The sequence below is a fragment of the Bradyrhizobium sp. WYCCWR 12699 genome, from assembly GCF_032144035.1.
Classification (GTDB): Bacteria; Pseudomonadota; Alphaproteobacteria; order Rhizobiales; family Xanthobacteraceae; genus Bradyrhizobium.
The window spans coordinates 1,760,048-1,774,447 of sequence record NZ_JAVTJN010000039.1; the positions used below are offsets into that span (position 1 = coordinate 1,760,048).

Genomic DNA, 14,400 nt, shown 5'->3' on the forward strand with positions numbered 1-14,400 from the left:
GCGATGCGGCGGATCGGGGGACGGGACATCGTTGCAGCGGTTCTGATTGCGCTCGTTGCGGGCGCGATCTTCACGTCCCCGCCGCTTCAGGTCCTGCAAGGCCTCTCGCTCGACATCCTCACGGCGCTGCGCGGCAGGATCATCGGCGACCGCCGCGATCCCGCGACATCGCCCGTCGTCGTCGTCGCGATCGACAATGAGACCTACGAGACACCGCCCTTCCAGGGATCGCCGACGCAGACCTGGACCCGCGAGATCGGCCGGGTGCTCAACAGCATCACCGAAGGCGGCGCCAAGGTGATCGGCTTCGACGTCATCTTCAAGAACTCGATCGAGCAGTCGGAGATTCCCTTTGGCGACACCGCCCTCGGCGGCCGCATGAAAGGTTTCGATCGGGACTATCTGATCGCGCTGCGGCAAATCTCCGACGGCGGCAAATTGGTGCTCGGCGAAATCCTCAGCAACGACCATCCGGAAGTGCCCTACCGCGCCCAGCAAGTGGCCGTGCGCAACACCGTCCGGGCGCTCAATGTCCACACCGACCACGACGACGTCATCCGGCGCATGCCGCTGAGCTTTGCCATCGAAGGGCGGCCGGTCCCCGCGATGGCGGTCGAGCTCGCCGCGCGCGCCACCGGTGCAAAGCCCGGGATTGCGCTTTCCGGCGCGACCGAATTGTCCGGCTACGCGATCCCGAGCGCAGTGCCGAATACGATGGCGCTCAATTTCCGGGGGCTGGGACGCGACATCCCGACCTTCTCCTTCGCTGACCTGCGCGCCTGCCTTGAAAAGGGCGACCGCGATTTCTTCCGCCGCGCGTTCGACGGCAAGGTCGTGCTGCTTGGGACGGTGCTGAATTTCGAGGACCGCAAGCTCACCTCGATGCGCCTGTCCGGCGGCCATGACGGAACGCCGGCCGCACGATGCGCCCTGCCCGCGCCGGCAAGCGCGCCGCAGAAAGCCCGCAGCGACGTCGCAGGCGTGTTCGTCCACGCGACCGCGGTCCGGAACCTGATGGAGCACGACGCCGTCACCGAGCTCGGCTTTCCGATGCCGACCATTCTCACGATCGTGTTCGCCGCACTCATTGCCTGCGCAGCCTCGATTCTCGTGCCGACCGGTGCGCTGGCCGTCTGGCTCGTCCTCACCGCCGTTTACACCGCAATGGCCGTTGGCGTCTTCGTTCATGCGACGGCGCTGCCGCTCGCCGAGCCTGCGCTCGCGAGCCTTGCAGCCCTCGCCTCGATGATCGGCTACCGCTTCGTGCTGGCCGATCGCGACGAGCGCTTCCTGCGCAGGAGCTTTGCCTATTATCTCGCGCCCGAAGTCATCGAGACCATGGTCGCATCCGGCAAGATGCCGGCGCTCGGCGGCGAGATGCGCAACGTCACCATGTTTTTCTCCGACCTCAGCGGCTTCTCGTCCATCGCCGAGGCCATGACGCCGGTCGAACTGGTGACGCTGATGAACGAATATCTGTCGGCCATGACCGACGTCATCCAAAGCCACGGCGGCTATGTCGACAAATATATCGGCGATTCCATCGTCGCCATGTTCGGCGCGCCGGCCGACGATCCCGCCCACGCCACGAACGCGGTTCGTGCTGCGCTGAGGTGCCACGAGACGCTGGCGGAGCTCAACGCCGGCCACCCTGCCTTCGCCGGCCACGGCCTGTCGCATCGCATCGGGCTGAACAGTGGCGAGGCCGTCGTCGGCAATATCGGCTCGCGCCGCCGCTTCAATTATACCGTGATGAGCGACACCGTGAACGTCGCCTCGCGGCTCGAGGGCGCCAACAAATATTACGGCACCGCGATCATGGCCTCCGAAACGACGATGGTGCAGACCGGCGATACATTCGCCTGGCGCGAGCTCGACGCGATCAGGGTGCTTGGCCGCGGCGAGGCGATCAAGGTGTTCGAGCCGTTGGCGGCCAGGGGCGCGGAGAGCGCCGATCGGACGAAGCTGGCCGCCGCCTATGCCGACGGGCTCGCCTGCTGGCGCGCGCGGGATTTTGCGGAAGCGGCTGACGCATTCGGGCGGATGGCGGGGACCGATCCGGCGTCGGCGCTGTTTGCCAGGCGCGCGCAGGCATTCGCTGCGAGTCCGCCGCCAACAGATTGGACACCGGTCAATACGCTGGAAGGGAAGTGACGTAGCGAGCCAAGCGCGCCGACGCCATTACCCTAGAACGGCAGTCCCACATAGTTCTCCGCGAGCAGGCGCTGCGCCGTCTCGGAGGAGAGCAGATAGTCCAGCTCGGTCTGCTGCAGCCGATCCTCGTAGTCGAGCCGGTCGGGAAAGCGGTGCAGGAGCATCGTCATCCACCAGGAGAAGCGCTGCGCCTTCCAGATCCGCGCCAGTGCCTTGGCCGAATAGCCTTTGAGGCCGGCATCATCGCCGCTCTGATAATGCGCGAGCAGAGCGTGGTAGAGATAGTAGATGTCGGATGCGGCGCTGTTCAGTCCGCGTGCGCCTGTCGGCGGCACGATGTGGGCGGCATCGCCGGCGAGGAACAGCCGGCCATAGCTCATCGGCTCGGCGACGAAGCTGCGCAGCGGCGCGATGCTCTTCTCGATCGACGGCCCCGTGACCAGATTGCCGGCGACCTCGCCCGGCAGGCGGCACTTCAGCTCGGTCCAGAATGCATCGTCGCTCCAGTCCTCGACCTTGTCGGTCAAGGGCACCTGGATGTAGTAGCGGCTGAGCACCTGGGAGCGCAGCGAACACAGCGCAAAGCCGCGCTCGTGCTTCGCATAGATCAGCTCGGGCGACACCGGCTTGGTGCGCGACAGCACGCCCAGCCAGCCGAACGGATAGACCTTCTCATATTCGCGCAGAACGTCCTTCGGGATCGACTTGCGGCTGACGCCGTGAAAGCCGTCGGCGCCGACAATGTAGTCGCAATCGATGCGGATCGTCGCGCCGTTCGACTGGTAGGTTACGTAGGGCCGGTCCGACGTCAGATCGTGCGGCATCACGTCTTCCGCATTGTGCACGACCTTGCCGCCGAGGCGGTCCCGCGCCTCGTAGAGGTCGCGCGTCAGCTCGGTCTGGCCGTAGACCAGCACCGAATTGCCGCCGGAATGCTTGTGCAGGTCGATCTTGGACAGCACGCCGTCATGGGCGATCTCGAAGCCGGTATGAATCTCGCCCTCGCGGTCCATCCGCTCGCCGCACTGCGCCTCGCGCATCAACTTGGCGAAGCCATGCTCGAGCACGCCCGCGCGGATCCGGGCGAGCACGTGGTCGCGGCTGTATTTCTCCAGCACGATCGTGTCGATGCCCTTGAGGTGCAGGAGCTGGGACAATAGCAGCCCCGACGGCCCGCCGCCGATGATACAGACCTGAACCTTCATTCTTGCGTCCTCCCGTCGGCACTTTTTTGCAGATTTAGTGCCGCGGACCGATGGAGGGTTTCGCCATTGTCTTGTACTATTCGAACATGAGAGCCGCAGCCCCCGCGATCCGGATCTACAACCTGTTCGGCGAGTCCGGCGATTTGCCCGACGTCGTGCATTGCGAGACCATCGCGTCCCGCTCGGTGCTGCACGATTGGACCCTGGCCGTGCACCGGCATGCCCGGCTGCACCAGGTGCTGCTGATCGAGCGCGGCGGCGGCGAAGCAACGCTGGATGGACGCGTGGTGCCGTTGAAGCCGATGCAGATCGTCAACGTGCCGGTCGGCCACGTCCACGGCTTCCGCTTCGTGCCCGATACGCAAGGATGGGTGCTGACCATCGCCGCGGAAATTCTGGACGAGGCGCTGCTCGCCGCCGAGGGCCTGCGCGCCGCGCTGTCGCGCTCGGCCGTGGTCCGCGGCACACCGCAGATCCGCACCACCATGAAGCAGATCTTCGCCGAACACGCCGCGCGCGATTTCGGCCGCGCGCATGTGCTGCGCGCGCTGTCGTCCGCCATGATCGGGCTGGTGGCGCGCGCGCTCACCAGCGAGAGCGGCGGCAATGGCACGGTCGAATCAAGTCTGTTCCGCCGCTTCGAGGCGCTGCTGGAGCAGCATCATCTGGAGCGCTGGAGCGTGGCGGACTACGCCGAGGCGCTGGCGGTGACACCGACGCATCTCAATCGCATCACGCGGGCAGCGACCGGCGACACCGCCTCGCACCTGATCCTCAACCGGCTGATCCGCGAGGCGCGGCGCAACCTCGTCTATACCAATCTGCCGGTGTCGACGATCGCCTACACGCTCGGCTTCGAAGACCCCGCCTATTTCAGCCGGGTCTACACTGCCGCTACGGGCGTGTCGCCGCGCGCCTTCCGCGCGCAGCTCCATGGCGAAGAGACCTAGCGGCCTCACACATCGAAGAACACCGTCTCCTCCGGCCCCTGCAGATTGATCGTGAAGGAATACACGATCTTGCCGCCGCGCTCGGTCCGTTTTGCGATCAGGGTCTGGCGCCGGGACGGCTGTTCGATCAAATTGAGTACGGGGTCGGCGGCGTTGGCGGCCTCTTCATCCGAGAAATAGAGCCGCGTGTTGAGGCCGATATTGATGCCGCGCGCGACGATCCAGACATTGACATGCGGCGCGCATTTGCGTCCCGCTCTGTCGGTGATCGCGCCCGGCTTGATGGTCTCGAACGTCACGAGGCCGCTCTCGAAATCGGAGCCTGCGCGGCCCCAGCCGCGAAACTCCTCACTCAGCGCGCCGGCCGAACGATCGGCCGGATGATTGTAGCGGCCGCTCGCATTGGCCTGCCAGATCTCGAGCAGCACGTCGCGCAGCGGCGTACCGGTGCCGTCGAGCACCCTGCCTTCCAGCGTGATGCGCTCACCTTCGGTGCTCGGCGTCGTCAGCACGTTCGAGAAGTTCTTCTCGAAAATGTCGAAGCCGGCCATCGCCGGGATCAGTCCGATATGAACATAGGGACCCGCGGTCTGCGAGGCGGTTTCCTTGAGATAGTTGAGCGGCTGCGGCATGGCTCAGTTCCCCGCGGTGCGATTTTCAAAATAGGTGGAGCGCTGGCCGCGCAGCACGATGTCGAAGCGGTAGGCGAGCGAGTCGAACGGCGTCGAGGCGTTGAGGTCGAGCGGCGCCACGAGGCGATCGAGCGCATCCTTGTCCGGGATCGTCGTCAGGATCGGACAGATCGGGATCAGGGGATCGCCCTCGAAATACATCTGGGTGATCAGCCGCTGCGCAAAGCCCGAACCGAACACGGAAAAATGGATGTGGGCGGGGCGCCAGCTGTTGACGTAGTTGCGCCAGGGATAGGGCCCCGGCTTCACGGTGCGGAAATAGTAATAGCCGGTATCGTCGGTCAGCGCGCGGCCGCAGCCGCCGAAATTCGGATCGACCGGCGCCAGATAGGTGTCCTTCTTGTGCCGGTAGCGGCCGCCGGCATTGGCCTGCCAGAACTCGACCAGCGTGTTGGGCACGCCGCGGCCGGTCTCGTCGACCACGCGGCCGTGCACGACGATGCGCTCGCCGACGGGATCGCCGTCCTTGGCGTAGTTGCGGATCAAATCGTTGTCGAGCGGGCCGAGATCGTTATGGCCGAACACCGGCCCGGTGATCTCCGAGACCGAGTTTTCGAGCGACAGCAGCGCCTGGCGCGGCGAGCGCAGCACCGAGGATTTATAGCCCGGCGCGTGCGCGGGCGGATGGATGGAGCGGTCGCGCTGGAAGAAGCCGCCGTCGCCGAGCGGCGGCGTCAGGGGCTCGGGACGGTTGAGGCGGGGATCCCGCAAGGCTGGCGCCTGGGCATTCATCGTGTCTCTCCCTGGGGGCGTCCGATCCGGACGCGCGGCTTATCGGGAGATCATGGTCCGGTCTATTCCCCGGATAAATAGATCGATTATAATATATTGCATGAAAGAAATCGATCATTTGGCGCTCGACGGCCACGCGCTCGAACTGTTCCTCGCCGTGCTTGAGGAGGGATCGGTCACCGCGGCGGCAACCCGGCTCGGCCTGACGCAATCGGCGGTCAGCCACGCCCTGAACAAGCTGCGGCGGATCGCAGGCGATCCGCTGTTCGCGAAATCCGGCCGCGGCATCGTCGCCACCGCGCATGCGCAGGCCCTCGCCGCAAAGGCACGCGCGCTGATCGACGAGATGCGGAGCTTTGCCGGCGGTGTCACGTTCGAGCCGCCACGCGCGCAGCTTTCGCTGACGATCGCCGCCAATGACTTCCAGCGCGACCTGCTGCTGCCACGGTTCTTCGACCATGTCGCCGCACAGGTGAAGAGCCTGAACCTGCGCGTGATCCCCTCGCAATCGCCCTCGCCCGCGATGCTGCGCGAGAACCGCTGTGATCTCCTGATCACCCCGCTGCCGCCATCCGGCGTCGACATCGTGCAGAAGCGCCTCTTGAGCGATCATTACGTCTGCTACTACGATCCCAAGTCGCGCGCCGCGCCCACCAGCCGGGGTGCCTATCTCGCGGCGCGCCACATTACCGTCGTCTATACCGACAACGAGCGGCTCGACTTCGACCGCCGGCTGGCGGCTGGCGGTCTTCACCGCGACATCGCGATCTCGGTGCCGAGCTTTTCCGGCGTGCCGTCCTTCCTGCGCGGCTCGCAGATGCTGGCGAGCATGCCGAGCCTGCTGGCGTCCGGAATCATGCGCGATTTCGCGCAAACACGCATTCCGCTGGCGTCCCGCACGCGCACGCTGGCGGAGCTGCCGATGTTCATGGTGTGGCACCAGCGCTATCAGAAAGATCCGGCCCATCGCTGGGTCAGGAGCCAGCTCGAGACGGTCGCAGCAACAGCCGCCAGGGCCTGATAGCGATACCGTCTTTCGGAAGACCAGCCCTCGCCAAATCCACTGGTTGCGCGCGGGCCGCCACGCTAGAATTCCCCCATGACAGTGACCGACATTGCGAGCCGGACCTACAATCACAGCTGGCGGCTGGATCCCATCATCCGCAGCCTGCTTGATACCGACTTCTACAAACTATTGATGTTGCAGATGATTCGGGAGGACTACCCGGATCAGCAGGTGACCTTCTCGGTCATCAACCGCTCGCGCCATGTGCGGCTCGCCGAGATCATCGACGAGGGCGAGCTGCGCGCCCAGCTCGACCATGCCCGCACCATCCGCTTCAGCAAGAAGGAGCTGATCTGGCTGGCCGGTAACACCTTCTACGGCAAGACCCACATGTTCTCGGCGGATTTCATCCGCTGGTTGGCCGAATTCCGCCTTCCCGAATACGAATTGCGCAAGGTCGAAGGCCAGTACGAATTGCACTTCCACGGACCGTGGACCCACACCTCGATGTGGGAGATTCCGGCGCTCGCGATCCTCAACGAGCTCCGCTCGCGCGCCGCGATCAAGGGCCGCGGCCGCTTCGAGCTCGACGTGCTCTATGCCCGCGCCAAGGCCAAGCTCTGGACCAAGGTGGAGCGTCTTCGCAAGCTGGAGAACCTCCGGCTCTCGGACTTCGGCACCCGCCGCCGTCACGGCTTCCTCTGGCAGCGCTGGTGCGTGGAGGCGGTGAAGGAAGGCCTGGGCTCCTCCTTCATCGGCACCTCCAACGTGCTGCTGGCGATGGACAATGATCTCGAGGCCATCGGCACAAATGCGCATGAGCTGCCGATGGTCGCGGCCGCGCTCGCCAAGGACGACGAGGAATTGCGCTGGGCGCCCTATCGCATTCTCGACCAATGGCGCCAGACCTATGGCGGCAACCTCCTCATCGCACTGCCCGATGCCTTCGGCACAAAAGCCTTCCTGCGCGATGCACCGGAATGGGTCGCCGATTGGACCGGCTTCCGGCCCGACAGCGCGCCGCCGATCCAGGCCGGCGAGGAGATCATCGCCTGGTGGGAGAAGAAGGGTCGCAACCCCAGGGACAAGCTGCTGGTCTTTTCCGACGCGATGGATGTCGGCTCGATCGAGGAGACCTATCATCACTTCACCGGTCGCGTCAGGCTCTCCTTCGGCTGGGGCACCAATCTCACCAACGACTTCGTCGGCTGCACGCCGGACGGCTCGTTCAACCTCGATCCGATCTCGTTGGTCTGCAAGGTGTCGTCGGTCGACGGCCGCCCCGCAGTCAAGCTCTCCGACAATCCGGAGAAGGCGACCGGCATGCCCTCGGAGATCGAGCGATATCTGCGCGTGTTCGGCGACGCCGGCCGCGTGCGCAAGCCGGTGCTGGTCTAGTCGCGAACCCAGCGCTCTTCATCGGTAAACCGGACACGACGAATGCGAGGTATTCGTTTTCCGATACCGCGCCGGTTCCGATTTGCCGGCATTTGAAGCGATCTGCAGGCATTCATTTCACGACGCCTTCACCCTGCGATTCAGACTTTCGCGCTTTTCAGGTCGAGTTAAGCAACCGTCGCTTCTACTTCGCGTTGCAGGCGTAGCGCTCCGCTGGGGGCTTTGCGCGATTTGGGGAACGGCAGGGTGTTTCGCAAAACAGCGACGTCGAGGAAGGGAGGCAGCTTCCTTCACGTCATCAAGCTCGTCTCGCCTTTCGTGATGGTCGTCGTGCTCCAGGCGGCGATCGCGGGATTCAGCCTCGAGGTGATGTCTTCGGTCCGCGCCTATGTCGCGGGCGAAGCGCTGTGGTCGCGTTCGCAAAAGAACGCCGTCTATTTCCTCAATCTCTATCTGCATTCCGGCGACGCCAGCCAGTTCACGCAGTATCAGGCCTCGCTCGCCGTTCCCATCGGCGACGAGTTCGCACGCTGGGCCCTCGAGCGCGATCCGGTCGACCTCGAGGCCGCGCGCATCGGCTTCCTGCAAGGCGGCAATCATCCCGACGACGTTCCGGGATTGATCTGGCTGTTTCGCTATTTCAACCGCGTCAGCTTCCTGCAGGAAGCGATCCGCGAGTGGACGGCGACCGATCCCATGCTGCTGGAGCTCAGCGTCTTCGGCGAGGTCATCCGGTCCGAGTGGAAGAACGGTCCGGTTCGGGACGCGAGCCGCCTGCAAGTGCTGTCGTCACGCCTCTCCGAGCTCAACGCCCAGTTCACGGTGCATGCCAACCGGTTCTCGACCGTCCTCGGGGAAGGCTCCCGCGCCATCAAGTTGACGCTGACCGGCATCAACATCGTCACCGCGGCGACGCTGATCCTGCTCCTGGTCTGGCACACAAGACGGTTGGTGCTGCAACGACAGGCATTCGAAGACGCGTTGCATGAAGAGAAGGAACGCCTGGCGTGGCAGGCTTCGCACGACTGGCTGACCGGCCTGTCCAACCGCCGCGCCTTCGAGGCGCGGCTGCAAAGCGAGCTCGACGTTGCCGCGGCCGATTCGCTCAGCCTGATCCTGCTCGACCTCGACCAGTTCAAGAACGTCAACGACAGCTGCGGTCACCTTGCCGGCGACCGCCTGCTCTGCCAGATCTCGTGTCTCCTGCAACAGGACCGGCGTCCGCACGATTTGGTGGCGCGCCTGGGCGGCGACGAATTCGGCCTGATCCTGCCGCAGTGCCCGCCCGCGAGCGCGGTCGATATCGCCGAACGGCTGCGGCGAGCGCTGGAGCTGTTCACCTTCGCCTGGGACGATCGTTGCTTTGCGGTGACCGCCAGCATCGGTGTCGCCTGCATCGCCGACAGCGCCACCACGCTCGAGGACGCAATGCGCCGCGCGGATGCCGCGTGTTATCGCGCCAAGGAGAAGGGACGCAACCGCGTTCAGGTCGACGGCGGAAAACCGGACGTCGTCCTCGTTGCAGCCCGGCCGCGCGAAGCGGCTCGGGCCTGAGGCTGGCCGCCCCTCACCGCACAGACGGAATCCCGAGACCCGCGAGATGCACGTCGATGAACTGCTCGACCTGCTGACGAAGCATTTGCGGCGGCACGGCCACCATGCGCTCCTCGAGGCCGAGCGAGATGATGCCGTGCACGGCGGAGAACAGCGTGCGCGACAGCAGCGCGATCTTCACGTCGTCCGCATCCGGCAATAGCCGCACCAGGGGCGGATGCATCAGCGCGAAAGCATCCATCACCATCTGCAGGATGTCGTCGGGATAAGGACGATCGTCCTCCATCCGGTGCTCGAACAATGAGCGCAGCAGATTGGCGTGCTCGGCGAAGAACTCAAGATAGGTGCCGGCAAGTCCGTACAGTTGCCGCACCGGGTCCTTGTCCGGAACCTCGCGGAGCCGGGCCGTGAGGGCCTGAACGGTCTCCCGATTGACGGTCAGGATCACGCCGTCAAAGTCGCCGAACTCGTTATAGACGCTGCCGACGGAACAGCCGGCGGCCTCCGCAACATCGCGAACCTTCAATGATCTCAGGCCTTTAGTCGCGATGATGCCGCGGGCGATCTCCAGGATCTGGAGCCGCCGCCGATTTTTTTTGCGGTCTCGCAGCGATTCTTCTTGAACATTGTTCATTTTCAAGCTACTCATGTGAACATTGTTCAAATTAACCCGGAGACCTGCAAAATGCAAACCCTTGCTGTTGATATCGCCACCACCTTCGTCGATGACGCTGCCGCCCTCGTGACTGGCTCCGGCCGGGCCTTGCTGCGGTTCGCCATGGGCCCGATCAATCGCATCGCCAACGCCTGCGACGTCGCCGGCGTGCTCGCGGAACGTCGGGCAGCCTTCCGGATGTGGCGGGCCAGCCGCGATCGTGCGCGTCTCGAAGGGCGCAAGTTCAGCCTTCTTGGCCGCTGCTCGCCGTTTCGCTGCCTCTCCCATCTGACCTGAGACGCGTGCAGCCATGGACCCCAGGTTCAGCCCGAATCCCGGATCAGGTCGCAAGGAAGGACTCACCATGTCCCGACATTCGCGGTCGATCCCGCTGGCCACCGTGATGCGGTTCAGGTTTTCATCATGACCCGGGCCATATCCGGCCCAGCGCGGCTGACGCGGCCGCGATCAGATAATTGCGAACCTAACGAGACCAATTGGAGACCAACAGGATCGGAGGAACCGAGGGGACAAAGCAGGCCGGCGACATTCTCGCCGTGCAATTTGCTTAACCCCATGCGCTTCCGGTCGTGACGCCTCACCGGCAACGTAACAACCTCAGGCTGCCTTTCCAAAACAGGACTAGTCATGATCAGGGAATTGATGTCGTCACGCCGCTTTGCGCCGCTGTTCTGGGCGCAGTTCTTCTCGGCGCTCAATGACAATGTGCTCAAGAACGCGCTTGTCATCATTCTGCTCTACAGTGCCGCGACCGGGCACGGCGATGCGCTGGTGACGGTGGCCGGCGCCGTCTTCATCTTCCCCTATTTCATCCTGTCCGGGCTCGGCGGCCAGCTCGCCGACAAATACGTCAAATCCGTCGTCGCAAGGCGGCTCAAATTCGCCGAGATCTTCGCAGCGGGCTTTGCCGCCGCCGGCTTCTTCATGCACTCGGTACCGCTCCTGTTCGCAGCACTCGCCCTGTTCGGCGTCATCGCCGCGCTGTTCGGGCCTGTGAAATACGCCATGCTGCCGGACCAGCTCGAGCTCGGCGAGCTCGCGACGGGCAATGCGCTGGTCGAGGGCGCGACCTTCATGGCCATCCTGCTCGGCACCGTCGCCGGCGGCCAGTTCGTCGCCGGCTCCGCGCATATGGGCTGGGTCGCATCGGCCGTGGTCGTGCTGGCCCTGCTGTCTTGGGCGTTCGCGTCCCGCATTCCGCAGACCACGCCCTCCGCGCCCGATCTGCCCGTCGATACCAATCCCTGGACCTCGACGGTGAGCCTGCTCAGGACATTGCACGCCGACCATCGGCTGTGGGACGGCACCGTGATCGTCTCCTGGTTCTGGCTGGTCGGCGCCATCGTGCTGTCGCTGCTGCCGGCGCTGGTCAAGGAGGTCGTCGGCGGCACCGAGGGCGTGGTGACGCTGTGCCTTGCGATCTTCGCGATCGGCATCGCCATCGGCTCGCTGTTCGCAGCCAGCCTCAGCCACGTTCGCCCGAACCTCGCGCTGGTGCCGATCGGCGCGATCATCATGGGCTTTGCCGGCCTCGACCTCGCCTTCGCGATCGCCGTGACCGCCAAGGGCCAGGACATCACCGCGTCCGGTTTCGCGACCTCGTTCGCGGGCCTGCGCATGCTGGCCGATTTCGTCGCCTTCGCATTCGGTGGCGGCCTGTTCGTCGTCCCCTCCTTCGCCGCCGTGCAGGCCTGGTCGGCGCCCAACGAGCGCGCCCGTATCATCGCCGCCGGCAATGTGCTGCAGGCTGCGTTCATGGTGGTCGGCTCGCTGTTCGTCGCGCTGCTGCAGGCGGCCGGCCTTCATGTCGGCTGGATCTTCTTCGGCCTCGGCGTCGCCAGCTTCGGCGCCGTGTGGTTCGTGCTGACCAAATGGGGCAAGGAAGGCGTGCGTGATTTCGGCGGCCTCCTGTTCCGCGCGCTGTTCCGCACCGAGGTCCGCGGCCTCGAAAACCTGCCGCCCCCGGGCACGCGGATGCTGATCGCGCCGAACCATGTCAGCCTGATCGATGGTCCGCTGCTGCACGCCGTGCTGCCGATCGATGCCAGCTTCGCGGTCGACACCGGCATCGCCAAGGCCTGGTGGGCCAAGCCGTTCCTGCGCGTCGTCAAGCATTACACCATGGATCCGACCAAGCCGCTGGCCGCCCGCGACCTGATCAAGCTCGTCGCCGCCGGCGAGCCCGTGGTGATCTTCCCGGAAGGACGCATCACCGTCTCCGGCTCGCTGATGAAGGTCTATGACGGCACCGCGATGATCGCGGACAAGGCCGACGCCGTGGTCGTGCCGGTGCGCATCGAAGGCGCGCAGCGCTCGCATCTCAGCTACCTCAATTCCAGCCAGATCAAGCGCTCGTGGTTTCCGCGGGTGACGGTGACGATCCTGCCGCCGGTCAAGCTTCCGGTCGATGCCGCGCTGAAGGGCAAGGCGCGCCGCAATGCCGCCGGTGCCGCGCTCCAGGACGTGATGATCGATGCCATGGTGAAGAACGCCATGCTCGACCACTCGCTGTTCGAGGCGCTCGGACACGCCTATCGCGACCGCGACACCGGCAAGGTCATCATTGAGGATGCGCTCGGCACCAAGCTGACCTATCGCAAGCTGATCCTCGGCGCGCAGGTCCTCGGCCGCAAGCTGGAGGACGGGACAGCCGTCGGCGAGAATGTCGGCGTGCTGCTGCCGAATTCCGCCGGCGTCGCCGTCGTCTTCATGGCGCTGCAGAACATCGGCCGGGTGCCGGCGATGCTCAACTTCTCCGCCGGCCCGGTCAACGTGACCGCCGCCATGAAGGCCGCGCAGGTCAAGACCGTGCTGACCTCGAAGGCGTTCATCGAGAAGGGCAAGCTCGACAAGCTGATGGCCGCGATCTCCGCGGAAGCGCGGGTGGTCTATCTCGAAGACGTCCGCGCCTCGATCGGCCTGGCCGACAAGATCAAGGGCCTGCTCGCCGGCACGACGCCCCGCGTCGTCCGCCAGGCCAACGATCCCGCCGTCGTGCTGTTCACGTCGGGTTCGGAAGGCACTCCCAAGGGCGTGGTGCTGTCCCACCGCAACATCCTCGCCAACGCGGCGCAGGCGCTGGCGCGGGTCGATGCCAACGCCAATGACAAGGTGTTCAACGTGCTGCCGGTGTTCCACTCGTTCGGCCTCACGGGCGGAATGATGATGCCGATGCTCGCGGGCATTCCGATCTACATGTACCCTTCGCCGCTGCACTACCGGATCGTGCCCGAGCTGATTTACCAGACCGGCGCCACCATCCTGTTCGGCACCGATACGTTCCTTACCGGCTATGCCCGCTCGGCGCACGCCTACGACTTCCGCACGCTGCGCCTCGTGATCGCCGGCGCCGAAGCGGTCAAGGATCGCACCCGGCAAGTGTTCATGGAGCGCTACGGCATCCGCATCCTCGAAGGCTATGGCGTCACCGAGACGGCGCCGGTGCTGGCGATGAACACGCCGATGGCCAATCGCCCCGGTACCGTCGGTCGCCTCTCGCCGCTGATGGAAAGCCGCCTCGATCCGGTCCCCGGCATCGAGGAAGGCGGCCGCCTCTCGGTACGCGGGCCGAACGTGATGCTTGGTTACCTCAGGGCCGAGAATCCCGGCGTGCTCGAAAAGCTTCCCGAGGGCTGGCACGACACCGGCGACATCGTGGCGATCGACGCCGCCGGCTTCATCACCATCAAGGGCCGCGCCAAGCGCTTTGCCAAGATCGCAGGCGAGATGGTCTCGCTGTCCGCGGTCGAAGCCATCGCGGCCACGCTGTGGCCGCAGGCCGGATCGGTCGCCGTGTCGATCCCCGACCAGCGCAAGGGCGAGCGCATCGTGCTGCTGACGACGGAGAAGGGTGCCGAGCGCAGCGCGATGCAGGGCCAGGCCAAGGCGATCGGCGCGTCCGAGCTGACCGTGCCCGCGGCGATCATGGTGGTCGACAAGGTGCCGCTGCTCGGCACCGGCAAGACCGACTATGTCACCGCAACGACGATGGCACGCGGGCAAGCCTCCGCGCCGGAGCGCGAGGTGGCGTAGG

General features: G+C 65.2%; 10 protein-coding genes. 6 read left to right on the plus strand and 4 right to left on the minus strand.

What is annotated here, in order from left to right:
• The first annotated feature begins 3 nt into the window (after window positions 1-3).
• The gene (locus tag RPS27_RS38875) at window positions 4-2,154 is read left to right on the plus strand and encodes an adenylate/guanylate cyclase domain-containing protein (protein WP_212068861.1); all 2,151 of its coding nucleotides are present in this window, start codon (window positions 4-6) and stop codon (window positions 2,152-2,154) included.
• Window positions 2,155-2,186: 32 nt separating this feature from the next.
• Here the strand turns inward: RPS27_RS38875 and pobA are convergent, their stop codons facing one another.
• Window positions 2,187-3,359: a 4-hydroxybenzoate 3-monooxygenase gene (gene pobA / locus RPS27_RS38880; protein WP_212068860.1), complete on the minus strand. Its 1,173-nt coding sequence runs from the start codon at window positions 3,357-3,359 to the stop codon at window positions 2,187-2,189.
• A 50-nt stretch (window positions 3,360-3,409) separates the two neighbouring features.
• Between pobA and RPS27_RS38885 the strand changes: the two genes are divergently transcribed.
• Complete coding sequence (locus RPS27_RS38885; RefSeq protein WP_212068859.1) at window positions 3,410-4,309, plus strand: helix-turn-helix domain-containing protein; 900 nt, start codon at window positions 3,410-3,412, stop codon at window positions 4,307-4,309.
• A 5-nt stretch (window positions 4,310-4,314) separates the two neighbouring features.
• On the opposite strand, the gene pcaG is transcribed toward RPS27_RS38885, so the two are convergent.
• Together pcaG and pcaH are read right to left on the minus strand one after the other, a co-directional pair.
• The gene (gene pcaG, locus RPS27_RS38890; protein ID WP_194406394.1) at window positions 4,315-4,941 is read right to left on the minus strand and encodes a protocatechuate 3,4-dioxygenase subunit alpha; all 627 of its coding nucleotides are present in this window, start codon (window positions 4,939-4,941) and stop codon (window positions 4,315-4,317) included.
• A gap of 3 nt (window positions 4,942-4,944) precedes the next feature.
• Window positions 4,945-5,733 carry a protocatechuate 3,4-dioxygenase subunit beta gene (gene pcaH, locus RPS27_RS38895; RefSeq protein WP_212068858.1) on the minus strand — a complete coding sequence of 263 codons (789 nt, stop codon included), beginning with the start codon at window positions 5,731-5,733 and terminating at the stop codon, window positions 4,945-4,947.
• A gap of 100 nt (window positions 5,734-5,833) precedes the next feature.
• Between pcaH and RPS27_RS38900 the strand changes: the two genes are divergently transcribed.
• From RPS27_RS38900 to RPS27_RS38910, 3 genes are all read left to right on the plus strand, one after another.
• Window positions 5,834-6,754, plus strand: coding sequence for a LysR family transcriptional regulator (locus tag RPS27_RS38900; protein WP_194406392.1), 921 nt, complete (start codon window positions 5,834-5,836; stop codon window positions 6,752-6,754).
• A gap of 78 nt (window positions 6,755-6,832) precedes the next feature.
• Complete coding sequence (gene pncB, locus RPS27_RS38905) at window positions 6,833-8,137, plus strand: nicotinate phosphoribosyltransferase (RefSeq protein ID WP_194406391.1); 1,305 nt, start codon at window positions 6,833-6,835, stop codon at window positions 8,135-8,137.
• Between the two features lie 246 nt (window positions 8,138-8,383).
• Window positions 8,384-9,691, plus strand: coding sequence for a GGDEF domain-containing protein (locus RPS27_RS38910; RefSeq protein ID WP_211419620.1), 1,308 nt, complete (start codon window positions 8,384-8,386; stop codon window positions 9,689-9,691).
• A gap of 13 nt (window positions 9,692-9,704) precedes the next feature.
• On the opposite strand, the gene RPS27_RS38915 is transcribed toward RPS27_RS38910, so the two are convergent.
• Window positions 9,705-10,325, minus strand: a complete 621-nt coding sequence (locus RPS27_RS38915; RefSeq protein WP_212068911.1) for a TetR/AcrR family transcriptional regulator — start codon at window positions 10,323-10,325, stop codon at window positions 9,705-9,707.
• Between the two features lie 669 nt (window positions 10,326-10,994).
• On the opposite strand from RPS27_RS38915, the gene RPS27_RS38925 reads away from it, so the two are divergent.
• The gene (locus tag RPS27_RS38925) at window positions 10,995-14,399 is read left to right on the plus strand and encodes an acyl-[ACP]--phospholipid O-acyltransferase (RefSeq protein ID WP_313755083.1); all 3,405 of its coding nucleotides are present in this window, start codon (window positions 10,995-10,997) and stop codon (window positions 14,397-14,399) included.
• Window position 14,400 lies beyond the last annotated feature (1 nt).

What these genes read in the sequence shown, in the direction of transcription:
- RPS27_RS38875 (WP_212068861.1), top strand. Translation starts at nt 4, where the DNA reads ATGCGGCGGATCGGGGGACGGGACATCGTTGCAGCGGTTCTGATTGCG.
- pobA (WP_212068860.1), bottom strand. Translation starts at nt 3,359, where the DNA reads ATGAAGGTTCAGGTCTGTATCATCGGCGGCGGGCCGTCGGGGCTGCTA.
- RPS27_RS38885 (WP_212068859.1), top strand. Translation starts at nt 3,410, where the DNA reads ATGGAGGGTTTCGCCATTGTCTTGTACTATTCGAACATGAGAGCCGCA.
- pcaG (WP_194406394.1), bottom strand. Translation starts at nt 4,941, where the DNA reads ATGCCGCAGCCGCTCAACTATCTCAAGGAAACCGCCTCGCAGACCGCG.
- pcaH (WP_212068858.1), bottom strand. Translation starts at nt 5,733, where the DNA reads ATGAATGCCCAGGCGCCAGCCTTGCGGGATCCCCGCCTCAACCGTCCC.
- RPS27_RS38900 (WP_194406392.1), top strand. Translation starts at nt 5,834, where the DNA reads ATGAAAGAAATCGATCATTTGGCGCTCGACGGCCACGCGCTCGAACTG.
- pncB (WP_194406391.1), top strand. Translation starts at nt 6,833, where the DNA reads ATGACAGTGACCGACATTGCGAGCCGGACCTACAATCACAGCTGGCGG.
- RPS27_RS38915 (WP_212068911.1), bottom strand. Translation starts at nt 10,325, where the DNA reads ATGAACAATGTTCAAGAAGAATCGCTGCGAGACCGCAAAAAAAATCGG.
- RPS27_RS38925 (WP_313755083.1), top strand. Translation starts at nt 10,995, where the DNA reads ATGATCAGGGAATTGATGTCGTCACGCCGCTTTGCGCCGCTGTTCTGG.